The following is a 21,878-nucleotide window of genomic DNA, read 5'->3' as shown; positions in this document are numbered from 1 at the left end:
AAGTTTATTTAGTTACCGCAAGTGTTCCTAAAGGAGGAATCGCTAGTGGCACCTACGTCTTTACCTGTTAACCGACAGGCACAAATTGAAGAACCCTGGCACAAGCTGGGCCACACAGAAGTGGCCGAGCGCCTGGGCACCTCTCGCGAGCAGGGTCTCAGCTCGGCAGAGGCGAAAGCGCGACTGGAGAAGTACGGCCCCAACCGGCTGGAAGAAGCGCCGCCCAAGAAGTTCATCACCCTATTGTGGGAGCAGCTCAACAACTTTGTTGTGTACCTGCTGTTCGCGGCGGTCATCATCTCGGCCATTTTGGGCGAGTGGGTGGAAGCCGGGGCCGTGATGGCAATTGTGGTGCTCAACGCCGGCTTCGGCATTGTGCAGGAGCGCCGCGCCGAGCAGGCGCTGGCAGCACTGCGCCAGCTGGCTTCGCCAGAGGCGCATGTGCTGCGCGACGGCCGCCGGGTGGACGTGCCGTCCTACGAGGTGGTGCCGGGCGATGTAGTATTCCTGGAAGCTGGTAACTATATTCCGGCGGATGTGCGCCTGATCGAAGCGATCAATCTGCGCATTGAAGAAGCCGCCCTGACCGGAGAATCAGTGCCGGTGGAGAAGAGCGCCGGCCGCCTGGAGAAGGACGATGTGGGCCTGGGTGACCGCGTGAATACCACCTTTATGGGTACGCTGGTGTCGTATGGCCGCGGCAGCGGCATTGTGGTCAACACCGGCATGCGCACCCAGGTCGGCTTGATCGCCGAGATGTTGCAATCGGTGCACCATGAGCCAACCCCGCTGCAGCGCCGCCTGGAAGAGCTAGGGCGCTGGCTGGGCTGGGCTGCGCTGGTGATCTGTGCGCTGGTGTTCGGCGTCGGCATTTTGCGCGGGCAGGAAGCCCTGCACATGTTTGAAGTGGCCGTGACGCTGGCAATCGCGGCGGTGCCCGAGGGCCTGCCGGCGGTTGTGACCATCAGCCTGGCGCTGGGTATGCGCGAGATGATCAAGCGCAATGCGCTGATCCGCCGTCTGTCTTCGGTGGAGACGCTGGGCTCGGCCACAGTGATCGGATCGGACAAGACCGGTACGCTGACCCAGAACGCCATGACTGTGACGAGCGTGTGGGTGGACGGCCGCCGGGTCGAGATCTCGGGCACCGGCTACCACCCGCAAGGCGAATTCACCCTGGATGGCAATTCATTTGACCTGGACAAGCACCACGGCGTGTTCAGCGCGCTGTGGCTGGGCGCCCTGAACAACGACGCCATTTTGGAATCGAGCGCCGAGACAGGTACCCGCGTTGTGGGTGACCCGACCGAGGCGGCCATGCTGGTGGCGGCGGCCAAGGCCGACGCTGCCTATGGCGAATTGACCAAGCGCTACCCGCGCGTGCAGGAAATTCCGTTTGATTCGGACCGCAAACGTATGACCACCATTCACCAGGTGGCCGACCCGCTGACCGCGGACCTCTCGCCTTTCCATGAGGGGCACGAACATAAGGGTTGGCATGTGGTGGCGGTGAAAGGCGCGCCCGACGTGGTGCTGGAACTGTGCAAGCAATACCAGACGATCGACGACGCGATTGCGCCGCTGAACGACAACATGCGGACGCGGATCCTGGAGGCCAATGACCAGATGGCGCAAGATGCGCTGCGCGTGATCGCTGTGGCCTACCGCATCAGCAAGGATGTGCCTGACAAACTGACACCTGAGCTTGTGGAGCAGGACCTGGTGTTCGTAGGCCTGCTGGGCATGATCGACCCTCCGCGCCCGGAAGTGAAGGACGCGCTGGCGAAGGCGCGCAGCGCCGGCATCCGCACGGTAATGATCACGGGAGACTATCCGCAGACGGCGCGGGCGATCGCCATTCAGATCGGCCTGGTGGATGAGGCCAACAGCAAAGTCATCCCAGGCGCCGAACTGAACGACATGAGCGACGAGCAACTGCAGGAAGAGATCAAGCACACCAGCGTGTTCGCCCGCGTGTCTCCGGAGCACAAAGTGCGCATCGTCAAGGCACTGCGCGCCAACGGCAACATCGTGGCAATGACCGGCGACGGGGTGAACGACGCGCCGGCGCTCAAGCAGGCTGACATTGGTGTGGCGATGGGCATCACCGGCACGGATGTGGCCAAGGAAACGGCTGACATGGTGCTGACGGATGACAACTACTCCAGCATTGTCTCGGCAGTGGAGCAGGGCCGCGTCATCTATAGCAATATCCGTAAGTTTGTGTTCTTCCTGCTGTCGTGCAACACCGCCGAGATTATGATCATCTTCACGGCGATCATGATGGGACTGCCCTCGCCGCTGGCGCCGATCCAGCTGCTGTGGCTCAATCTGCTGACGGACGGCGCCCCGGCGCTGGCCCTGGGCACCGAGAAGGGCGACCCGGACATCATGAAGCTGCCGCCGCGCCGTAAGGATGAGCCGATCATTGACGGCGAGATGCGCATCGGCATTGCCATTCAAACCGTGGTGAAGACCGCGGCCACGCTGGCGGCCTACATCCTGGGGCTGCAAATGTTCCCGTCCAGCGGGGTTGAGAACCTGACCGCATCTACAATGGCGTTTATGACGTTGGGCCTGTCTGAGCTGGTGCGGGCTTATACCGCCCGCTCGGAGCACTTCTCCATGTTCCATGGTGGCCTGTTCTCCAACAAGAACATGAATGTGGCCGTAATGATCTCGACTGTGCTGCTGCTGGTGGTGGTGTTCTTTCCGCCCTTCCAGGGAGTGTTCGACACCACTTCGCTGACCTGGCTGCAATGGGAGATCGTGCTGCCGCTGGCCGTGCTGCCTGCGATCGCAGCTGAGATCACCAAGTGGTTCATCCGCCGTGGGTTGGAGCGCAAAGCGGCTGCTGCGGCTGCATAGTCAAATACTCTAGTAATAGAGTATTAGACTGAATGCCTGTAAATATAAAAAAGCCCGCCATTTGGCGGGCTTTTTTTGTTGTGTTTGAGAGCTAGCTGGCAGCCGCGGCGCGTTTCGCCAGCGACTGGCCGAGGAACATGACACCAATGCCGAAGATAGGATGCAAAGCCTTGGCAATCGCTGGAATGGAGTCGGCGCGGATGTAGCCTTGCATGCCAAGCATGACCAGCGCCAGCAGCGTTAGGCCAATGATGCGCCCGCCCAACTTGCCAACCAGGGCCAGGATCAGCATGACCACCAGCATGAGCAGCATCAGCATGCCGCTCCAGGCGTGCCAGCTGCTGGGAGCGGCGCCGAAGTAAGCTGCGCCAATGAGGGCGATCTGCAGGAAGCCCCAGAAGAAAACAGTTTTTCCCAAGCGAATGAATAGATTGCGAACGTCCATAATTCTCCTCTTTGAGTTAAGCCATTGCGGGTTGCAAGGCGAGTTCATCCAGTAGGCGGGCAAAGTCCTCGGCGGTTTGGCTGGTGAGCAAGTCCTCGCGCTGCGTCGGGGTCAACCCGTAGGGGCTGATGTAGCGGGCGGCGTGTTTGCGGAACAGCACCAGGCCGAGCTCGGTACCGTAGAAGCTTCGCATGGCGTCGAGATGAGATAAGACCATCTCGCGCACCTGCTGGCTGGTCACCTCGTGGCGGTCAAGGCCGGCAAAGATCCACGGGTTGCCGATGGCGCCGCGGCCGATCATGACCGCGTCGCAGCCGGTGTGCTCGCGCATGCGGCCGATGTCGGCCACCAGGCGCACATCGCCATTGCCGAAAACGGGAATGTGCACAGCGGCTTTCACCTGGGCGATGGCGTCCCAGTTGGCTGCGCCGCGATAGGCTTGCGATTTGGTGCGGCCGTGAACAGCCACGGCGGCACCGCCATTGTCCTCAATGATGCGGGCGATCTCGACATGGTTGAGGCTGTCGTCATCCCAGCCGATGCGTATTTTGCCGGTGATGGGGATGTCAAGCTGGCTGGTCAAAGAGCGGAAAATCTGGGCGATCTTAGCCGGCTCGCGCAGCAGGCCGGCGCCAGCGCCGCGGCCGGAGACACAGCGCACGGAGCAACCCATATTGATGTCAATGATGTCGGGATTGTAGGGGCGCAGCTTGAGGGCCGCCTGCAGCAAGCGCTCAGGGTCATCGTCGAAGAGCTGGAAGGTGACGGGACGCTCATTGGGGAGGAAGGCCAGGCGTTGGTGCAAATGCGGATGGCCGTTGAGTACATCCAGCGCGTTGACAAATTCGGTATAGCTGATGGCCGAGCCGAGCCGGCGCGCCAGCGAGCGGAACGGCTGGTCAGAGAAGCCGTCCATGGGTGAGAGGATGACACGGCCGTGAATGGGAATCGGGCCGATGTGGAAGGCTGGCTCAGCCAGTGGGGCCATGCGGCTATTCTAGCGTACAGTTGCCGATGTAAGGAAATTTTAGCCGCAGATAAACGCAGATGAACACAGATAAAGTCAAAATCTGCGTTTATCTATGTTCATCTGAGGACTTTTTTTCTATTCGCTTATACTTTCGGCGTAAAGGACTCCTATAATGACCAAGAGCTTTGACCAAAAACTGTCTGGATACGCTGACCTGATCGTGCACATTGGCTTGAACGTGCGACCGGGTCAGAAAGTTGTGGTGAGTGGCAAGAACCTATTTCGCGGAGCGCCGCTGCACAGCGCCCCGTTGGTGCGCAAGATCGTGGAGAGCGCTTACAAGGCTGGGGCGCGCTTTGTGGACGTGTTCTGGGATGATGACCAGAGCCAGCTGGTGCGTTTTACCCACGCGCCGCGTGACAGCTTCGAGGAGTTTCCCACCTGGCGCACGCGTGCGCTGCATGAATATGCCGCCAACGGCGATGCGATCGTCTCCATCTATGGCGAGGACCCTGACCTGTTCAACGGTCAGGACGCAGCGCTGGTGACCCAGGCGCAGCGCACGATGGAGAAGCACATGCAGCCCCAGATGGAGCTGCTGATGAAGAACGCCTACAACTGGCTGCTGGTCAGCGTGCCGCATCCCAATTGGGCTGCCAAGGTGTTCCCAGACCTGCCGGCTGAGCAGCAGATGGACGCAATGTGGGAGCATATCTTCAAGTTGTGCCGCATTGACCGGGATGACCCGGTGGCGGCATGGAAAGAGCACATTGCCCAGCTAAACGAGGCGGCCAAGTATCTGAACGAGAAGCAATACGACGGTCTGCACTACCGCGCGCCGGGCACCGACTTCACTGTGGGGCTGCCGGCCGGGCATCTTTGGAACAGCGCCCAGTCAGACACGCAAGGTGGCATTACCTTCACGCCCAACCTGCCGACTGAGGAGATCTTTACCCTGGGCGACAAGAACCGCGCCGAGGGCACGCTCAAGGCGTCCATGCCGTTGAGCTATGGCGGGCGGCTGATCGAAGACTTCAGTATGGTGTTCAAAGACGGCCGCGTCGTCGAGGTCAAGGCTGGCAAGAACGAGCAGGCGCTCAAAGACCTGCTGGATGTCGACGATGGCGCTGGACGCGTCGGCGAGATCGCCCTGGTTCCGCACAGCTCGCCCATCGCACAGTCTGGGCGGCTGTTTTACAACACCTTGTACGACGAAAATGCCGCCAGCCATATTGCCGTGGGCCGTGCCTATCGCTTCACGCTGAAGGGCGGCGAGAACATGAGCGCTGAGGAGTTCGAGGCGGCCGGCGGGAATAACAGCCTGGTGCACGTCGATTTCATGATCGGCTCGGGCGAGATGGACATTGACGGCATCACGAAGGACGGCACCAAAGAGCCGCTGATGCGCAAGGGCGAGTGGGCTTACAAAGCCTGACCCAATACAACACAATATTAAAGCCCGCACAGAACGTGCGGGCTTTTTATTAGGAACACCTTGACATAACCTTAGAAAAGCCTGGCTCTGGAAGCGGGTCTTGTATGATAGTTAAGTTGAGGGCTGTTAGTGGCGTTTGCGTAACCAAAGGCCCGCGCCGCGTTAGCGGCGCAGCACCCACGCACAAAACGAACAACATTTTCTGGAGGTTGCGATGGAGACTTTTGAAGCAAACGGAAAGCAGCACAAGGGGTATCTCGCTTTGCCGTCCGGCGGCGAAGGCCCTGGCTTGCTGCTATTGCACGCATGGTGGGGCCTGACCGACCTGTTTAAGGATCAGGCGGATAAGTATGCGGCTGAAGGCTATGTGGTCTTTGCGCCTGACCTGTTTGATGGCGCCCAGGCCAGTGAGCCAGCCGAGGCGGAGAAGCTTGTGCAAGCCGCCTCGGCCGACTTTCCGGCGGTTAAGGCCGCCGCGGAAGCTGCGGCCAGATTCCTGCAGAACCACCCCGCCGTCACCAGCGACAAATTGACCGCGGTGGGCTTCTCCTTCGGGGCGGCGTATGCGCTGGTGCTTGATGAAGCCTTGCCGGACGTGTTCGGCAAGGTGGTGCTGTTCTACGGCATGGCCGGGGCGGATGTCAGCAAGAGCCAGGCCAAATACCTGGCCCACTTTGCTGAGAACGACCCGTTTGAGGACACCGAAGCGGCGCGCTGCATGAATGCGGCCAACCTGGAACGCCACATTTACCCCAATACCGGGCACTGGTTCTATGAGCACAACCGGGCGGATGCCTACAATGCCGAGGCGGCTGACCTGGCCTGGCAGCGCACCATAACCTTTTTGAAGGGTTAAACATAGTGAAGCAGAAGCTGCCCGCGGTGGCGGCCTCTGCTATCATTTGGTTCGAGGTGAACGCCCATGCAACAAGTCTTGTCTGAACGCATACTGCCGCGCAGCCGCAGCACCTGGCTGGCGGAGGCTACGCTGATCGTTTTCGGAGCGCTGTTCATTGCTGCACTGGCCCAAGTGCGCATCCCGCTGCAACCCGTGCCTATCACCGGGCAGACCTTGGCGGTGCTGCTGGTGGGCATGGCGCTCGGCTCGCGCCGCGGCCCGTTGGCCGTACTGGCCTATTTGGGCATGGCGGCGGCCGGCTTGCCGTTCTTCACTGGCGGCCAGAGCGGCCTGGCTTACATGGCCGGCGCCACAGGTGGTTACCTGGTGGGCTTTGTGGCCGCGGCTTATGTGGTCGGCTGGCTGGCCGAGCGCGGGTGGGACCGCACGCTGGGCAAGACCCTGATTGCCATGGTGATCGGCAATGCCGTGATCTACCTTTTTGGCATTAGCTGGCTGGCCACGATCGTGGGCGGCTTCAGCGGCCCCAGCGGGTCACTGGCCCTGGGCTTGTACCCGTTCCTGTTGGGCGATGCGCTCAAGGCCCTGGCAGCTGCCCTGCTGCTGCCAGCCGCCTGGATGATGCTGAACGAGCAGCCCAAGTAAATTCGAGAATAAAAACGCCCCAGCCATGCTGGGCGTTTTTTTGTTGGTTTAGGCGCCACTGGCGACGCTGTGTTTTTTCTGGCGGTGATACTCCGTCCAACTGATGAGCTTATGGGTTTGCTCATCCCACAGATGCAGGAAGATGGTTTTGAAGCTGGTCCAGAAGGTGATCGTTGCCACCTGGTGAAAGATCTCGTTCTCGTAATGAGCGCGTTCCAGGTTGTAGTTGGGGATCTTGGGGGAAAGGTGATGGACATGATGGAAGCCAATGTTCCCGCTGAACCACTGCGCCACTTTGTTCATCTTGAAGAAAGATGCGCCGCGCAGGGCCGCCTCGGTGTAATCCCACTCCTCATGCCAGCGCCAGTAAGTGTCCTCGAACTGGTGCTGAACATAAAAGAGGAACACGCCGATGGACGAGCCGAAGACCATGATGGGCAGCCAGATCAGCAGCGTCTCGCGCCAGCCGATCCAGGCGCTGAGGGCGGCGAAGATGGCGGCGAGGGCCACGTTGGTATAGAGCACACTGCGACGCTCGCGCTTGTCGACATCTTTGCTGAGCATGAAGCGGTGCAGCACGATGAACAACAAGCTGGGGCCGATCACGAACTTGACCAGCGGGTTACGGTAAATGCGGTAGGTCACCTTGCGGTGCCAGGGCAGCGCGGCGTATTCGTCCACCGTCATGGTGTAAATGTCGCCAATGCCTCGAAAGTCAAGATCGCCGGCGGTGGCGTGGTGCTTGGCATGCGTGCGGCGCCAGTGATGGTAGGGCGTCATGGACACGATGCCCAGGATGCCGCCCACGAAATCGTTGAGCTTGGTGGATTTGAAGAACGAGTTATGGCCACAATCATGCTGGATGATGAACAGACGCATCATGAACAGCGCGTTCATAAAGGCCAGGGCCAGGGTGATGAGATAGTTGACGCGCAGGCTGTAATACATCAGCACCCATATCAGCAGATATGGGACCAGGCTGTTGATAAGCTGCCAGGCACTCTTGCGGTGGTCGGGCACTTGATAGGGCTTGATCGCGTCTACCCAGGCCGGCTTGGTCTTGGCTTTGGTGGTTTCCATGCAGGTGCTCCTGTAAGAGGGGTGGGTACATTGTAGTGGCATAGCGCTGATGAGGCTAGCCACTGGCATAACTTTGTTATGAACCAGGTTGAAGCAGCATTATGGCCCCGCCCAACAGCGCGGCAAGCGCCGCCAGCCAGTAGAACATGCCGATGGAGAAGCTGGCCAACACGGTGAGCACAATGGCGGCGGCGATAAAAAGCGCGGCGAGGCCGCGTTGGCCGCGGCGGTGGAAATACCACGGGCCAATGTAAGCGGCGCTGAAGATCATCAGGATGACGATGCCCCACCAGCCCTGAGATTGGAACCAACTCAGGTTTTGAGTGGTCTGTACACCGTTGGTAACGGAAACTTGCGTGCCGCCACTGGTGAGCAGGACCAGCACGCTGGCCAGCAAGCCGGACGCGGCGGCGAAGGTGAACAAGAAAGAAGGCAGGCGAGACAGAATGACGCGCATGTTATTGCGTGGAGAGGTAGCCAAGCCCAAATAACACGGCTGAGATGATCAGGCGGCCGGTTTGCTTGCCCCAGGCAGGTGTGCCGCTGGCGTGGGCGCTGTTGACCGCAGCCAGAATGTGCATGGCCAGCAGGCCGGCGCCTAGAGCCCACAGCGCCCATGGCGACTGCGCCCAGACCATGTAGCCGGCCACCAGCAGCAGACCGCCTACGACCATCATGGAGTTGGCGGCCATGGTAGAGATGCTGCCGCTACGCCACTGCTGCGGGCCGGCCAGCAGGGCCAGCAAGCCGTAGAGGGCGATGAAGGGGGCTACGAGAAATCTAAGCCAGTCCATGTATTAATTGTAATGCCGGCGCGACAAATGCCATCAACACTCGTTACTTCTTTTACACAGGCAAACAGTGCCTAAACTCATCAGGAGGAACAATGCGTGTTACTAGCAATCTTGGATTTTTGCTTTTGGGTATCTGGCTGATCTTGATCGGCCTGAGCCAATTCGTCAGCCTAGGCAACATCGGGGCCCTCACCAACATTCTGGCCCTGGTGTCAGGCATCCTGATCGTGCTGGGACGCTAAGGCGTCCACTCCTCTCTCCGGCCGCCCACAACCGTGGGCGGCCTTTTTTAATCCTTTTTGAGCAGAGCGAGGTCGAGCGCCTCGCGCAGGGTGCGGGCTTCGCGCACCTCGATGCCGGCGGCGAGCTCTTCGTTTTTGCGCAGGCGGCGCGGCATCACGGCGGATTTGAAACCCAGCGCTGCCGCCTCTTTGAGGCGGGAGGGCGTGTGCGGCACAGTGCGCAGCTCGCCGCTGAGGCCAACCTCGCCGATGAGGACGGCATCGGCGCGCAGGGGCTTATCCCAGGCGGAGCTGGCGATGGCGGCAGCCAGCGCCAGGTCAGCGGCGGGCTCGCCGATGCGCAGGCCGCCGACCACATTGACGAAGACGTCCTGCTCGGCCAGCGGCAGGCCGAGGCGGCGGGTGAGCACGGCGGTGATGAGCAGCAAGCGGTTGTTATCGACCCCGTTGCCGGAGCGGCGCGGGTTGCCGAAGGCGCTGGGGCTGGTGAGCCCCTGGACTTCGACGAGGAGCGGGCGGGTGCCCTCCATGGTGACGGCGATGGCGGATCCAGCGGCGTTGACGACGCGCTCGGCCAGGAAGGCTTCGGAGGGATTGGGTACCTCCTGCATGCCGGTGCCGACCATTTCGAAGACGCCAACCTCAGCGGTGGCACCGAAGCGGTTCTTGACGGCGCGCAGCAAGCGGAAGGACTGGAAGCGATCGCCTTCAAGGTAGAGGACGGTATCGACCATGTGCTCAAGCAGGCGTGGGCCGGCGATGACACCCTCTTTGGTGACGTGGCCGATGAGGAAGACGGCCAGGCCGCTGGATTTGGCAAGCTGGCGAAAACGGTCGCTGCATTCGCGCAGCTGAGTGACCGAGCCAGCGGACGAATCGATCTGGGGGTCGTAGACGGTTTGGATCGAATCGATGATGAGCAGGCGCGGCTTGATCTGCTCAACGTGATGCAGGATGGCATCCAGGTTGGTTTCGGTGACCAGCAACAAGGAATCGGGTAGCGGGTTTTGTGAATCGGTCGCGGGAGTGGGCCGCAGGCGCTCCGCACGCATCTTGATCTGCGAGGGGGATTCTTCGCCTGAGACGTAGAGTACGCGGTCGTTGGCGGCCATTTCCATGGCGGTTTGCAAGAGCAGCGTACTCTTGCCGATGCCCGGGTCGCCGCCGATGAGGACCAGTGAGCCGGGCACGATGCCGCCGCCGAGCACGCGGGCAAATTCGCCGATGGAGAGCGGCATACGCTCGCTTTCGGCGCCACCGGGGATCTGGGTCAGAGGTTTGGGAGCGGCAGCGTTGGCGCCGTTACTGCCGGCGGCGCGGCGGGCCGGCTCATCGGCGACGAGTTCTTCAATGTACGTGTTCCATTCGCCGCACTGCGGGCAGCGGCCGAGCGCCTTGGCGGCGGCGCGGCCACAGCTCTGGCAGACGAAGCGGGTGTGGACTTTAGCCATGCGTAAGCATCTCCCAGCTCATGTGTCCCAGCAGACGTTCAAAAATGCTCATAACGCCAAGTCTACTATATTTAGAACATATGCACTAATAACTGGGACTTGACAAAGCCGTTCAACTCGTGTATTTAACATATATGTTAATTAACTTAGGTGTTAATTATGGCTGATGCACTAACCCTTACGTTCTCTGCGTTGGCAGACCCCACCCGCCGGGCGATCCTTGACCGGCTGTCTGAAGGGCGGGCAAGCGTGTCTGAGCTGGCTGCGCCGTTCAAAATCAGCCTGCCAGCGGTCTCACGCCACCTCAAAGTGCTCGAGCGGGCTGGGCTGATCGCCAGAGGCCGTGACGCGCAGTGGCGCCCCGCCACGCTGCAGGCTGAGCCCTTGAAGGATGTCTCCGTCTGGCTGGAACGTTACCGCCGCAACTGGGAAGAGAGTTACGAACGGTTGGACGAGTATTTGAGCGAAGTGCAGAAAAAACAAAAGGAAAACAAGGAGAAAGATGAGTAACCAACGAAAGTTTGTAGTCAGCATGCCTTCCGATACGGAGCTGGTGATGGAGCGTGAATTTGACGCGCCGCGCGAGCAAGTGTTCAACGCGCATTTGGATGCGAAGGCGATCCCGCTGTGGTGGGGGCCGCGCGGTTACACCACGGAAGTATTGGAACTGGACGCGCGCCCTGGCGGAAAGTGGCGCTTTGTACAGCGCACCACGGGGGGCCAGGACATTACGTTCTTTGGTGAGTACCGCCTGATCTCGCCCCACGATAAGTTTGTGAATACCTTCGGGTTCGATGGAATGCAGGGTGAGCCGGGTGAGGAGGAATACAACTTCATTGACTTGGGCAATGGCCGGACGTTACTGCGCACCTATTCTAAGTTCAAGACGAAGGAAGAACTGCAGGGTGTGCTGGAGACCGGCATGGAAGTTGGCGCCAACGAGACCTACGACCGGCTGGATGAGTACCTGGCTGACGCGCGGGAAAATAAGGCCTAAAAAATGAGCACAGAACGAAAGTTTAAAATCAGCTTTCCCTCGGACACTGAGATGGTGATGGAGCGCGAGTTCGATGCTCCGCGCGAGCTGGTTTTCGACGCCCATCTGAACCCTGAGGCCATTCCACAGTGGTGGGGCGGGCGCGGGGACAGCACCGAAGTAGTGGAAATGGATGTGCGTGCGGGCGGCAAGTGGCGCTTTATCACGCGCACCAAGGACGAGCAGGAGTTCGTCTTCTTCGGCGAGTATCGCGAAATTACTCCGCCAGAGCGGTTCATCAGGACCTTCGGGTTTGAGGCACCCGCTGCCCTTGGCATTGCAATGCCCGGTGAACCCGGCGAAGAAACCTACAGCTTCATTGACTTAGGCAATGATCGCACCCTGCTTCGCGTCCACTCCTTCACGACCCGGGAAGAGTTCGAGGGCATGGAGGAAGGCGCTAATGAGAACTACGACAAGCTCGATGAGTTCCTGGCGCAGAAAACCGCGGCCTAGTCTCCACGAACAAAGAGAGCGCCTTTTAGGCGCTCTCTTTGTTATCAGGGCAGGCTATCCAACAGTTGAGCCGCCAGTTGCTGGGCCTGAGCGCGGATCTCGGGCATGGCGGTGCTCTCCCACAGCATACCTTTGAGGGCGGTGCCCAGCGTGTACAGGCGCGGGCCTAGTAGGCCGTCTGGGCCGGCCTCCAGACCCTGCGAGAGCGCATCGGGCTTGATGAGCTGGCGGGCCAGCAAATTCTGCACCAGGCGGCTGGGTAGACGGGCGTAGTTGCTTTCGGAACCCATGCAGTTGACGATGGCGTCCACTTGCAGTGCCTGTTCACCGTGGGGGCTGCGAAACGTAACGCTGAACTCTTCCCCATTAAATTCCACGGCGGTGATGCGGCCCCGCAGGCTGTGCAACTGGCGGCTGGCATGCATGGTGTCCAGCGCGGCGGCGCATTCCTGCGGCATGCGGTGACGCGACACATCCCACAAACGGCGTAGGTGGCGCATGAAGCGCCGTTTTTCGGCGGGCGGGAGTTGATGCCATAGCGCCTGGGTGTTGGGGCGGAGCGCATCAATGACGGCGCGCCAGTTGCTGCCCTGGGTAGCGGCCGCATTGAGGTGGCGGCGCAGCACGCGCAGCATGGTGGGCAGGGAGTTTAAGCCTGCCAGCTCGGCAGCGAAGTCAGGATAGATGTGCCCGAGTTGGTGCACGGCGGGCCACCAGCCGTGGGTGGAGATGGCATATAGAGGGCCGCGGTGTTGCTGACCCTGCAGGCTCAGCAGGGTATCCACGGCGGTGAGGCCCATGCCGATGACAAGGACGCGGTCGTCGGCAGCCAGGCTGGCCGCAAGGTCTGGCTGCCAGGGGTTGGCGAAATACTTGGGCGCGGCAGCCGCTTGCGGGCTGAGGAAGCCGGGCTGCGGCGGCAGGAAGTTGCCGAAAGCCAGCACAACGGCATCGCTGGTGAGGACGCGGCCGGAGGCCAAGGCTACTTCGGCGCGGCCAGGCTGGACCTCGATTTCCAGCGCCTCATCGTGAATGAGCACAATTTGCACGCCAGGCGTTTCCTGGGCGGCTTGCAACTGGTCTTGCAGGTATTGGCTATAGAGTTGGCGCGGCACAAACGCATCCGTTGCGAAGTCGTGGCCATTTTGTACGAGCCATTCGTGGAAATGGCCCGGATGGTCAGGATAGGCGCCCATTTTGTTGGCGGGCACGTTGAGGCGATGGGCGGGCGTGGTGGTGTCATAGGCCACGCCGCGTCCGGCAGGGCCGTGTTGCTCTATGAGATGGATCTTGAGCGGCGCGCTGGCCTGGCGGGCGAGTTGGACGGCCAGCAGCGTGCCGCTGGCGCCGCCGCCAATGATGGTGATGGTTGGGGTGTGAGCGACCATTTTTAGCGTTAAACAAAACAAGAGATATGTCAGTATCTCTTGTTTTTGTTGATAGTTAAGTTTACTGGCTAATTGGCGGCCAGGGCTTCCGCAGGCGGCGCAGGCGGGATGGTCTTCTTCTTGCGGCCCTTGGGCTTGGCTTTGGTGAGCACGATCTCCGGCTGCTCATCGCCCACTTCCACATCAATGACGATGGTGTCGCCTTCCTTGAACTCGCCAGCCAGCAGCGCATCCGAGAGCGGGTCTTCGATCTTGCTCTGCAGGACGCGCTTGAGCGGGCGAGCGCCGTATTCACGGTCGTAGCCCAGCTCGGCGAACAGGTCCAGGGCGGCTTCGGTGGGTTGCAGCGCCAGCTCGTTCTCTTTCAGACGGGCGCCCACCTTCTCGATCTCGAGATTGACGATGGCGCGCAGGTTCTCTTTATTGAGGGCGCGGAAGATGATCACCGAATCGACCCGGTTGATAAACTCGGGGCGGAAGACGCGCTTGAGCGCATCGGTGAGCTTCTTGCGCATGTCCTTGTAGGCGATCTTCTCTTCAACCTCGTCGTTGGTCTTGAGGTTGAAGCCGATCTCACCCTTGCGCATGATCATGTCTGCGCCCACGTTAGAGGTCATGACGATCAACGCATTGCGGAAATCCACCTGGTGGCCGCGGGCATCAGAGAGATGGCCCTCTTCCATGATCTGGAGCAGCATGTTGTGCGCCTCGGGATGGGCCTTTTCGATCTCGTCGAAGACAACGATCGAGTAGGGACGGCGGCGGATGGCCTCGGTGAGCTGGCCGGCATCTTCGTAGCCGACATAGCCTGGAGGCGCGCCGACGAGGCGGCTGACGGAGTGGCGCTCCATGAACTCGGACATATCGAGCTGGATGAGGGCTTCCTCACTGCCGAAGAGCAGCTTGGCGAGGGCCTTGGTGAGCTCGGTCTTCCCCACGCCGGTGGGGCCGAGGAAGATGAACGAACCGATGGGGCGGTCAGGATCTTTTAGGCCGGCACGGGCACGACGCACGGCCTTGGAGATGGCGTCAATAGCCTCCTCCTGGCCGACAATGGCTTTGTGCAGGTCTTCTTCCATGTGCAGCAGGCGCTCGGATTCTTCCTCGGCGATCTGCATGACCGGAATGCCGGTCCACATGGCGATCAGCTCGGCGATGTCATCGACCGAGACGATGGGGCTGGTGTCACGATCCCAGGCGGTGCGGAAGGTTTCAAGCTTGGCTTCCAGTTCGGTCTCGCGCTGTTGCAGGGTCTCGCCTTCTTCCTGGCGGCCTTCTTCTTCAGCTTCCATGCGCTGGCGGCGCAGGCCCTTGAGCTCTTCGGTGACCGCTTTGGCTTCCTTGGCGGCCGGGCTCTTGTACATGCGCACGCGCGAGGCGGACTCATCGATCAAGTCGATGGCCTTGTCGGGCAGGAAACGCTCGGTGACGTAGCGGGCCGAGAGGCGTGCGGCGGCGTCGAGGGCTTCGTCTGAGATGCGCAGGCGGTGATGCTCCTCATAGGCGGGGCGAACGCCGCGCAGGATATCGATGGTCTCTTCGACGGAAGGCTCGTCTACGATGACGGGCTGGAAACGACGCTCGAGGGCCGAGTCGCTCTCGATGTGCTTGCGGTACTCTTCCAGTGTGGTGGCGCCAATGACCTGCAGCTCGCCACGCGAGAGGGCGGGCTTGAGGATGTTGGCAGCGTCCACCGAGGAGCCTGCCGCGCCGGCGCCGACGAGCATGTGAGCTTCGTCGATGAACAGAATGGCCTCGCTGGCCTTGAGCTCATCGATCACTTTCTTGAGCCGCTCCTCGAACTGGCCACGGTACATGGTGCCAGCCACGAGCGAGCCGACATCGAGCTGCAGGACGCGCTTGCCGAGCAGAGGGGCGGGCACATCGCCATCAATGATGCGCTGGGCCAGGCCCTCGACGATGGCGGTCTTGCCGACGCCGGGCTCGCCGATGAGGGCGGGGTTGTTCTTGTTGCGGCGTGCCAGGATCTGGATGACGCGCTCGATCTCTTGTTCACGCCCGATAACGGGGTCAAGCTTTTCTTCTTCGGCCTGGGTGGTAAGGTCCACGGCCAACTGGTCGATCATGGGGGTTTTGGCGCTGCGCTGCTCGCGGCGCGGGCGGCGTTCGCCGGACTGCGTGCTGCTGGCCGGGCGGCGCGGAGCGCTGCTCTCCTGCAGGACGCGGCGGGTCTGGCGGCGGATCTGCTCCGGCGTGACGCCGAGCTTGCGCAGGACGTTGAGGGCGATACCCTCGCCGTAGCGCACCAGGCCGAGCAGCAGGTGCTCGGTGCTGACGTAGTGGTTGCCCAGGCGGCGGGCTTCTTCAAAGGCAAATTCCAGCACTTGTTGGGTGCCGGGGGACAGGTCGATCTTTTCGCCCTCGTGCTGGCCGGCGCCGGTCATGCGCTCGACGATCTCCTGCACGCGCGGGGCTTCGAGCCCGAGGTCACGCAGGACACGGGCGGCGACACCACCCTCTTCACGAATGAGGCCGAGAAGCAGGTGCTCTGTGCCGATGTAGTTGTGGCGCATGCGCTCGGCCTCCTGATGAGCGAGGCTCAGCACGCGGCGTGCACGTTGGGTAAGGCGTTCCATTCCAGCCACGGTCGTTCTTCCTTTTGATTGCGGCGAAAAAACAGCAACTTTGGGGATTCTACCAAATTCAATTTTGTAAAGTGCGCAGGCGAGATTAATGTTGATACTGTGTTAATACGGTACTAAAAAGAGCGTGTGCAAAGCACACGCTCTTTTTTCTAGTCTCAACTGATTGACTTACTGCTCGTCGCCCTGGTTCATCTCCGCCATGGCAGCGGCGTAATCCAGGTCGCTGAACTGGGCCGAGTCGACCTTGCTGAGCGAGAGGCCGATGCGGCGCTTATCGGTCTCGATCTTGATGATGCGCACGACCAGCTTGTCACCCTCGTGTACGACTTCCTTGGGGTGCTCGACATGCCCTTCGCCCATCTCGGAGATGTGGATGAGGCCTTCGATGTGCTCATCCATACGCACAAAGGCGCCGAACTTGACCAGGCGGGTGACGGTTCCTTCCACCAACTGGCCCACATGGTACTTGTTGATCTGGTCTTCCCACGGGTCTGCTTGGAGCTGGCGCATGGAGAGGCCAATGCGCTTGCGGTCCTGGTCAATGCTGATGACCTTGACCTCGACCTCGTCGCCGACCTTGAGCAGCTTGCTGGGGTGGTCTACGCGCTCCCACGAGAGTTCGGAGAGGTGAACGAGGCCGTCAGCGCCGTTGATGTTGACGAAGGCGCCGAAGTCCGCCAGGCTGGTGACGTGGCCCTTGCGGGTTTCACCGATGGCGATCTCGCCCAGCAGGCGCTCTTTCATGGCTTCACGGGTTTCCTGGTTGGCGGCGCGCTCGCTCATGATGAGGCGGCGGCGCTCGCGGTCAACTTCGATCACGCGGGCGCTGAGCTGCTCGCCCTTCATTTCTTCCCAGCGCTGCTCGGGCGTATCGCCCTTGTAGCGCAGGCGGCGAGCCTGGCTGATCTGGGAGGCGGGCACGAAGCCGCGCAGGCGGCCGACGCGCACAATGAGGCCGCCCTTGTTGAAGCCGTCAACGACGCCAGTGTAGGTTTCCTTGGACTTCATCAACTCTTCGGCGTTGCCCCAGTCATCATCTTCCTTGGAGCGTGTGTAGGAGAGTTGCATCATGCCGCCAGCGCTTTCAGGGCTGACTACATAGACCTGGATCTCCTGGCCGACTTTGATCTGCTCTCGCTCCTCGGGAGTCATGGCTTCGACTTCGCGGGAGGAGATAATGCCTTCGGACTTGGCGCCGATGCTCACCAGAATTTCATTGTTGGCTGTGCTTGCCACGATACCGGTGCGCATCTCGCCCGGGCGAGGCATGTCCAGATTCAATTCGCTCTGATTGAGCAGTTCTTCCATGGTCAAGCCGGTAGGCTGCGCCTGAGCGCCGGCTTGCTCCCCCGAATGGGAGAGTTCGTTTTGATTCATATGGTGTGGTTACTCCAGAAATTAAGTTGCCCAGATTATAACGCCAAATATCGGCAGCTTTCATTAGTGCTGGGCGGATACGGGCCACCTTACCGCTGTGATAGACTATGCGCCCAATACAGCAGAAGGACCATAATTGACCATGCCCCGAGCAGCATTCCCCTTCACAGCCATTGTTGGCCAGGAGCGCATGAAGCGCGCCCTTATTTTGAACGCCGTTGACCAGCGCATCGGCGGTGTGCTTATCCGCGGGGAGCGCGGTACGGCCAAATCCACCGCCTCCCGCGCCATGGCTGCGCTGCTGCCGGAAATTGACGTTTTTTCCGAATCGCCGTTCAACGACGACCCCAATGCGCCGGAAACCTGGTCAGACTGGGCGCGCGAGCGCAAAGAGGCCGGGCAGCCACTGACGGTGGCCAAGCGCAAGGTAGGTTTTGTGGACCTGCCGGTGAGCGCCACCGAGGACCGTGTGGTGGGCACCCTGGACATTGAAAAGGCGATCCAGAAAGGCGAGCGCCACTTTGAGCCAGGCGTGCTGGCGGCTGCCAACCGCGGCCTGCTGTACATTGACGAAGTCAATCTGCTGGATGACCACGTGGTGGATCTGCTGCTCGACTCGGCTGCGATGGGCGTCAACATTGTGGAACGTGAGGGCATATCCTTCTCGCACCCCGCCCGTTTCATCCTTATCGGCACCATGAACCCGGAGGAAGGCGACCTGCGCCCACAACTGCTGGACCGCTTTGCCTTCTCGGTGGATATTGGCAGCATCCGTGACCCGCGCCAGCGTGTGCAGATCATGGAGCGCAACCTCAAGTTTGAACTGGACTCCGAAGCTTTCTATAAGGAGTGGGCGCCCAAGGAGCAGGAGCTGGCCGAGCAGATCCTGGCGGCGCGCAAGCTGGTCGACTCGGTGGCGTACACCTCGCGTGACCTGGTGTCCATCGCATCGCTGACGGCCTCGCTGCAGGTGGACGGCCACCGCGCCGACCTGGTGATCCTGAAGGCAGCGCGTGCCCAGGCGGCGTTCGATGCGCGCAAGGCGGTGAGCGATCTGGACATTGCGATCGCCGCCGAACTGGCGCTGCCGCACCGCATCAAGCACGGACCCTTCCACCAATCGGAGATAACCGTCACCGAGCTGCAAGAGAAGATCAACGAAATGAAACAGTCTGGCGAGGCTGACGGGGACGCGGATGCTACTGAAGAGAGCCAGGACGACAGCAATCACAAAGACCCCGTAAAAAAAAAGATCTAGATAACACCGAGATCAGCCAGGCCGAGCCGCAGAACCAGACCGCAGAGCCCGGCCCGCAGGATATCTTCAACGCCGGTGATGCGCGCTGGTGGGACGGGGGCCAGAAAGTGAACCCGACCCAGGAAACCTTTGCGCCGCAGAAGCTGGCCAATCCCCTAGACAAGATTACGCGGCGCCGCAGCGGACGCCGCTCTCGCACGCGCACGGAGCGCAAACGCGGCCGTTACATCCAGGCACGCCCGGCCGGCGATGACTTGAGCGATATTGCCTTTGACGCCACGATCCGCGCCGCGGCGCCCCACCAGAAAACCCGCACCGAGCAGCGCAAGCACATGGCGTTCGCCATCCAGCGCCAGGACCTGCAGCGTAAAGTGCGCGTCAAGCGCACGGCCAACCTGGTGCTGTTCGTCGTGGATGCGTCATGGTCGATGGCGGTGGCCGAACGCATGGCGGCCACCAAGGGTGCCATCCTCTCGTTGCTGACGGATGCATACCAGCGCCGCGACCGGGTGGGTCTGGTGGTCTTTCAGAAGGACCGCGCCAACCTGGTGCTGCCTCCCACCAATTCCGTGCAACTCGCTCAGCGCGCCCTGGCGGATATTCCCGTAGGCGGCAAGACGCCGCTCTCCGCGGGTTTGTTCATGGCGCACGACGTGATCACCCGCGAGAAGCGCCTGCACCCGGATGTGCTGCCGCTGATGATCCTGCTGACAGATGGAGCCGGCAACGTGGCCCTTGGCGACGGCGCGCCGCAGCCAGAAGCACACCGACTGGCAGATCAGATCGCCGAAGATGACATTCGCAGCGTTGTGGTGAATATGGAACACACCGCCTTTGACCAAGGCCTGGCGGATGCACTGGCCGAGCACCTGAAGGCGCCCTGCTATACCTTGAGCGAACTACGCGCCGAAAATCTCTATCAGGCCGTCAAGGCCGAATTGAATTCTTAAGCGGTATCGCCGCCGCGCAGATAGGTTTCAACCGCAAAGATCTGCGTGGAATCGCCAATGATGCCAATGCGGTCACCCGCCTGGAACTTGGTGGAGGACTTGGGATTGGCGTTGAGCTTCTGCTCGCGCACGAGAGCGACCACGGACGCGCCGGTTTTGCCGCGCAGGTCTGATTGGGCCAAGGTCTGGCCGACCAGCGGCGAATCCTGCGGCACTTCGATCCAGGTGATCTCGATCTCGCCAATGGCGCGCAGGATATTGCGCACCAGCGGCTGGGCGGCGCTGTACTCGTTCATGGCTTCGTACCGCTTGATGCGCACTTGCTCGGCGTATTCGTCCACCTCGCGGCGCGGCAGGCCTAGCTCCAGCAGAGTGTGGCGTACCATCTCCAGACCGCCTTCCAGTTCGGGGTGCACGACGAAGCTGGCGCCCAGCTCAGTGAGGCGCTGAATGCCCTCTTCTGTGGCGGCGCGGGCGATGATGGGCAGCTTGGGGTTGATGTCGTGGGCGCTGCTTACGATCATCTCGGCGGCGGCTTCTTCCGGAACCGAGACCACCAACGCCTTGGCATGCTGCAGATGAGCGTGGGTCAGCACTTCCGAATTGGCGGCGTCACCGTAGAGTACAGGCACATTCTCTCGGTTTAGCATCTCCACCCGTTCCACGTCGGCTTCAACGACCTTGACCGGAATGTCCATCGAACGCAGGACCGACAGTAGATGGCCGCCCACCCGGCCGTAGCCCACCAGCACCACAGGCTGCTCGCCCGCCTTCTCGTCCGTGATGGGCGGCGCGGTGTGACGGTCGAGCCGTTTCCAGAGCCATGGAACGCCTTTGAGGAGTTGCTCGGCTTTCGGGATCAGGCGGAACATCCATGGATTGACGGTAATCGAGAGCAAGGCCGCGGCGAGGATGAGCGAGTACTGGTTGCGGTCCAGCAGACCAAGCATCAGGCCGGCCTGACCCACGATGAAAGTGAATTCGCCGATCTGGCTGAGACCGGCGGCCACCACCATAAAGGTTCTGGCCTGGCCGGGGATGAGGAAGCCGATCAATAGATTGATAAAGACTTTGCCCAGTACCACCACAAGGGTCAGGACGAGCACCTGCCCCAGATGCTGCACCAGGAAGATGGGGTTAACCAGCATGCCCACGGAAACAAAGAACAGCACCGCAAAGGCTTCACGGAAAGGCAGCACGTCTGCGCCCACCTGGTGACTGAGCGGCGACTCGCTGACGATGGCGCCGGCGACGAAGGCGCCCAGCGCCAGGGAAACCGAGAAGATCTCGGAGGCACCGAGGGCAGTGGCCAGCGTGATGACAAGGATGGCGAGGATGAATAGCTCGCGCGAGCGGGTATGCGCAATGCGGTCGAGCAGCCAGGGGATAAAGCGCTTGCCGACCAGGAACATAATGACCACAAAGGCGCCGGCCTTGAGCAGCGTAAGGCCCAGGGTGCTGAGTGCAAAACCCCCGCCGCGCGGCGCCAGGGCCGGCATGAGGATCAGGATGAGCACAGTTGCCAGATCTTCAAGCACCAGCCAGCCCACGGCCACGCGGCCGTGCGGCGTATTGAGCAGATTGTTATCCATCAGCCCGCGCAGCAACACGACCGTGCTGGCGATGGAGATACCCAGACCCATGGTGATGCCGGCGGCGGGCGGCCAACCCCATACCTGGCTGAGCGCGTAACCCGCCAGGGTGCCCAGGGCCATTTGGAATATCGCGCCGGGCACAGCAATACTGCGTACCTTCCACAAATCCGTGAAGGAAAAATGCAGACCCACGCCGAACATAAGGAAGATGACGCCCAGTTCGGCCAGCTGGCTGATGGTATCCGTGTCGCCGACGAAGCCGGGGGTAAAAGGCCCGATAGCAATGCCCGCCAGTAAATAGCCCACAATGGCGGGCAATTTGACACGGCGGGCAAGAAGGCCGCCGATGAAAGCGGCGGCCAGCGCGATCGAGATGTTGATGAGCAATGGCAAATGGTGCATCGCTATTCCTGTTTGCACCGG

General features: G+C 61.1%; 20 protein-coding genes. 10 read left to right on the top strand and 10 right to left on the bottom strand.

The features are described 5' to 3' along the window. Positions 1-45: 45 nt before the first annotated feature. On the top strand, positions 46-2,868 hold the full coding sequence (locus tag KIT08_05675; GenBank protein UYN90723.1) for a cation-translocating P-type ATPase: 2,823 nt from the start codon (positions 46-48) through the stop codon (positions 2,866-2,868). A gap of 91 nt (positions 2,869-2,959) precedes the next feature. Here KIT08_05675 and KIT08_05670 read toward each other — a convergent pair whose 3' ends face one another. Together KIT08_05670 and dusB are read right to left on the bottom strand one after the other, a co-directional pair. After that, positions 2,960-3,313 (bottom strand): hypothetical protein, encoded by a 354-nt coding sequence (locus tag KIT08_05670; GenBank protein ID UYN90722.1) that lies wholly within the window; start codon positions 3,311-3,313, stop codon positions 2,960-2,962. Between the two features lie 16 nt (positions 3,314-3,329). After that, on the bottom strand, positions 3,330-4,301 hold the full coding sequence (dusB, locus tag KIT08_05665; protein UYN90721.1) for a tRNA dihydrouridine synthase DusB: 972 nt from the start codon (positions 4,299-4,301) through the stop codon (positions 3,330-3,332). Positions 4,302-4,455: 154 nt separating this feature from the next. On the opposite strand from dusB, the gene KIT08_05660 reads away from it, so the two are divergent. The 3 genes from KIT08_05660 to KIT08_05650 all read left to right on the top strand — a co-directional run bounded on the left by KIT08_05660 (position 4,456) and on the right by KIT08_05650 (position 7,222). Continuing rightward, a complete protein-coding gene (locus KIT08_05660) occupies positions 4,456-5,718 on the top strand; it encodes an aminopeptidase (protein ID UYN90720.1) in 1,263 nt (420 codons plus the stop codon). Between the two features lie 214 nt (positions 5,719-5,932). Then, complete coding sequence (locus KIT08_05655; protein UYN90719.1) at positions 5,933-6,574, top strand: dienelactone hydrolase family protein; 642 nt, start codon at positions 5,933-5,935, stop codon at positions 6,572-6,574. A gap of 66 nt (positions 6,575-6,640) precedes the next feature. After that, a complete protein-coding gene (locus KIT08_05650; protein ID UYN90718.1) occupies positions 6,641-7,222 on the top strand; it encodes a biotin transporter BioY in 582 nt (193 codons plus the stop codon). A gap of 48 nt (positions 7,223-7,270) precedes the next feature. Here the strand turns inward: KIT08_05650 and KIT08_05645 are convergent, their stop codons facing one another. The 3 genes from KIT08_05645 to KIT08_05635 all read right to left on the bottom strand — a co-directional run bounded on the left by KIT08_05645 (position 7,271) and on the right by KIT08_05635 (position 9,096). Beyond that, positions 7,271-8,302 carry a fatty acid desaturase gene (locus KIT08_05645; protein UYN90717.1) on the bottom strand — a complete coding sequence of 344 codons (1,032 nt, stop codon included), beginning with the start codon at positions 8,300-8,302 and terminating at the stop codon, positions 7,271-7,273. A gap of 76 nt (positions 8,303-8,378) precedes the next feature. Beyond that, the gene (locus KIT08_05640) at positions 8,379-8,783 is read right to left on the bottom strand and encodes a hypothetical protein (GenBank protein ID UYN90716.1); all 405 of its coding nucleotides are present in this window, start codon (positions 8,781-8,783) and stop codon (positions 8,379-8,381) included. Further along, positions 8,761-9,096, bottom strand: a complete 336-nt coding sequence (locus KIT08_05635; protein UYN90715.1) for a hypothetical protein — start codon at positions 9,094-9,096, stop codon at positions 8,761-8,763. Before KIT08_05635 ends, KIT08_05640 begins: the two co-directional genes overlap by 23 nt. Before the next feature lie 92 nt (positions 9,097-9,188). Here KIT08_05635 and KIT08_05630 point away from each other — a divergent pair, with 92 nt between their 5' ends. Continuing rightward, on the top strand, positions 9,189-9,338 hold the full coding sequence (locus KIT08_05630; protein UYN90714.1) for a hypothetical protein: 150 nt from the start codon (positions 9,189-9,191) through the stop codon (positions 9,336-9,338). Between the two features lie 47 nt (positions 9,339-9,385). On the opposite strand, the gene radA is transcribed toward KIT08_05630, so the two are convergent. Next, positions 9,386-10,789 (bottom strand): DNA repair protein RadA, encoded by a 1,404-nt coding sequence (gene radA, locus KIT08_05625; protein UYN90713.1) that lies wholly within the window; start codon positions 10,787-10,789, stop codon positions 9,386-9,388. Positions 10,790-10,948: 159 nt separating this feature from the next. On the opposite strand from radA, the gene KIT08_05620 reads away from it, so the two are divergent. From KIT08_05620 to KIT08_05610, 3 genes are read left to right on the top strand one after another with little or no spacing between them, the layout of a single operon-like run. Beyond that, positions 10,949-11,299 (top strand): winged helix-turn-helix transcriptional regulator, encoded by a 351-nt coding sequence (locus KIT08_05620; protein UYN90712.1) that lies wholly within the window; start codon positions 10,949-10,951, stop codon positions 11,297-11,299. Then, positions 11,292-11,786 (top strand): SRPBCC domain-containing protein, encoded by a 495-nt coding sequence (locus KIT08_05615; GenBank protein UYN90711.1) that lies wholly within the window; start codon positions 11,292-11,294, stop codon positions 11,784-11,786. Before KIT08_05620 ends, KIT08_05615 begins: the two co-directional genes overlap by 8 nt. Positions 11,787-11,789: 3 nt before the next feature. Further along, positions 11,790-12,281 carry an SRPBCC domain-containing protein gene (locus KIT08_05610; protein UYN90710.1) on the top strand — a complete coding sequence of 164 codons (492 nt, stop codon included), beginning with the start codon at positions 11,790-11,792 and terminating at the stop codon, positions 12,279-12,281. Between the two features lie 44 nt (positions 12,282-12,325). Here KIT08_05610 and KIT08_05605 read toward each other — a convergent pair whose 3' ends face one another. From KIT08_05605 to KIT08_05595, 3 genes are all read right to left on the bottom strand, one after another. Further along, entirely contained in the window at positions 12,326-13,669 is a 1,344-nt protein-coding gene (locus KIT08_05605) for an FAD/NAD(P)-binding protein (protein ID UYN90709.1), read from the bottom strand. 68 nt (positions 13,670-13,737) lie between these two features. After that, positions 13,738-16,266 (bottom strand): ATP-dependent Clp protease ATP-binding subunit, encoded by a 2,529-nt coding sequence (locus KIT08_05600; GenBank protein UYN90787.1) that lies wholly within the window; start codon positions 16,264-16,266, stop codon positions 13,738-13,740. A 177-nt stretch (positions 16,267-16,443) separates the two neighbouring features. Next, positions 16,444-17,652 carry a S1 RNA-binding domain-containing protein gene (locus tag KIT08_05595; GenBank protein UYN90708.1) on the bottom strand — a complete coding sequence of 403 codons (1,209 nt, stop codon included), beginning with the start codon at positions 17,650-17,652 and terminating at the stop codon, positions 16,444-16,446. 142 nt (positions 17,653-17,794) lie between these two features. Between KIT08_05595 and KIT08_05590 the strand changes: the two genes are divergently transcribed. Together KIT08_05590 and KIT08_05585 are read left to right on the top strand one after the other, a co-directional pair. After that, positions 17,795-18,910 carry an ATP-binding protein gene (locus KIT08_05590; protein UYN90707.1) on the top strand — a complete coding sequence of 372 codons (1,116 nt, stop codon included), beginning with the start codon at positions 17,795-17,797 and terminating at the stop codon, positions 18,908-18,910. A 107-nt stretch (positions 18,911-19,017) separates the two neighbouring features. After that, positions 19,018-19,860, top strand: a complete 843-nt coding sequence (locus tag KIT08_05585) for a VWA domain-containing protein (protein UYN90706.1) — start codon at positions 19,018-19,020, stop codon at positions 19,858-19,860. Here KIT08_05585 and KIT08_05580 read toward each other — a convergent pair. Beyond that, positions 19,857-21,857, bottom strand: coding sequence for a cation:proton antiporter (locus KIT08_05580; protein UYN90705.1), 2,001 nt, complete (start codon positions 21,855-21,857; stop codon positions 19,857-19,859). The genes KIT08_05585 and KIT08_05580 overlap by 4 nt on opposite strands. Between the last annotated feature and the right edge of the window lie 21 nt (positions 21,858-21,878).

It is taken from the genome of Anaerolineales bacterium, assembly GCA_025808555.1.
In the GTDB taxonomy this organism is placed as follows: Bacteria; Chloroflexota; Anaerolineae; order Anaerolineales; family UBA11579; genus JAMCZK01.
This window is presented reverse-complemented; position numbering and strand designations above follow the sequence as displayed.

Coding starts and splice junctions, on each gene's coding strand:
- KIT08_05670 (UYN90722.1), bottom strand. CDS start 3,313: ATGGACGTTCGCAATCTATTCATTCGCTTGGGAAAAACTGTTTTCTTC.
- dusB (UYN90721.1), bottom strand. CDS start 4,301: ATGGCCCCACTGGCTGAGCCAGCCTTCCACATCGGCCCGATTCCCATT.
- KIT08_05660 (UYN90720.1), top strand. CDS start 4,456: ATGACCAAGAGCTTTGACCAAAAACTGTCTGGATACGCTGACCTGATC.
- KIT08_05655 (UYN90719.1), top strand. CDS start 5,933: ATGGAGACTTTTGAAGCAAACGGAAAGCAGCACAAGGGGTATCTCGCT.
- KIT08_05650 (UYN90718.1), top strand. CDS start 6,641: ATGCAACAAGTCTTGTCTGAACGCATACTGCCGCGCAGCCGCAGCACC.
- KIT08_05645 (UYN90717.1), bottom strand. CDS start 8,302: ATGGAAACCACCAAAGCCAAGACCAAGCCGGCCTGGGTAGACGCGATC.
- KIT08_05635 (UYN90715.1), bottom strand. CDS start 9,096: ATGGACTGGCTTAGATTTCTCGTAGCCCCCTTCATCGCCCTCTACGGC.
- KIT08_05630 (UYN90714.1), top strand. CDS start 9,189: ATGCGTGTTACTAGCAATCTTGGATTTTTGCTTTTGGGTATCTGGCTG.
- radA (UYN90713.1), bottom strand. CDS start 10,789: ATGGCTAAAGTCCACACCCGCTTCGTCTGCCAGAGCTGTGGCCGCGCC.
- KIT08_05620 (UYN90712.1), top strand. CDS start 10,949: ATGGCTGATGCACTAACCCTTACGTTCTCTGCGTTGGCAGACCCCACC.
- KIT08_05615 (UYN90711.1), top strand. CDS start 11,292: ATGAGTAACCAACGAAAGTTTGTAGTCAGCATGCCTTCCGATACGGAG.
- KIT08_05610 (UYN90710.1), top strand. CDS start 11,790: ATGAGCACAGAACGAAAGTTTAAAATCAGCTTTCCCTCGGACACTGAG.
- KIT08_05605 (UYN90709.1), bottom strand. CDS start 13,669: ATGGTCGCTCACACCCCAACCATCACCATCATTGGCGGCGGCGCCAGC.
- KIT08_05600 (UYN90787.1), bottom strand. CDS start 16,266: ATGGAACGCCTTACCCAACGTGCACGCCGCGTGCTGAGCCTCGCTCAT.
- KIT08_05595 (UYN90708.1), bottom strand. CDS start 17,652: ATGAATCAAAACGAACTCTCCCATTCGGGGGAGCAAGCCGGCGCTCAG.
- KIT08_05590 (UYN90707.1), top strand. CDS start 17,795: ATGCCCCGAGCAGCATTCCCCTTCACAGCCATTGTTGGCCAGGAGCGC.
- KIT08_05580 (UYN90705.1), bottom strand. CDS start 21,857: ATGCACCATTTGCCATTGCTCATCAACATCTCGATCGCGCTGGCCGCC.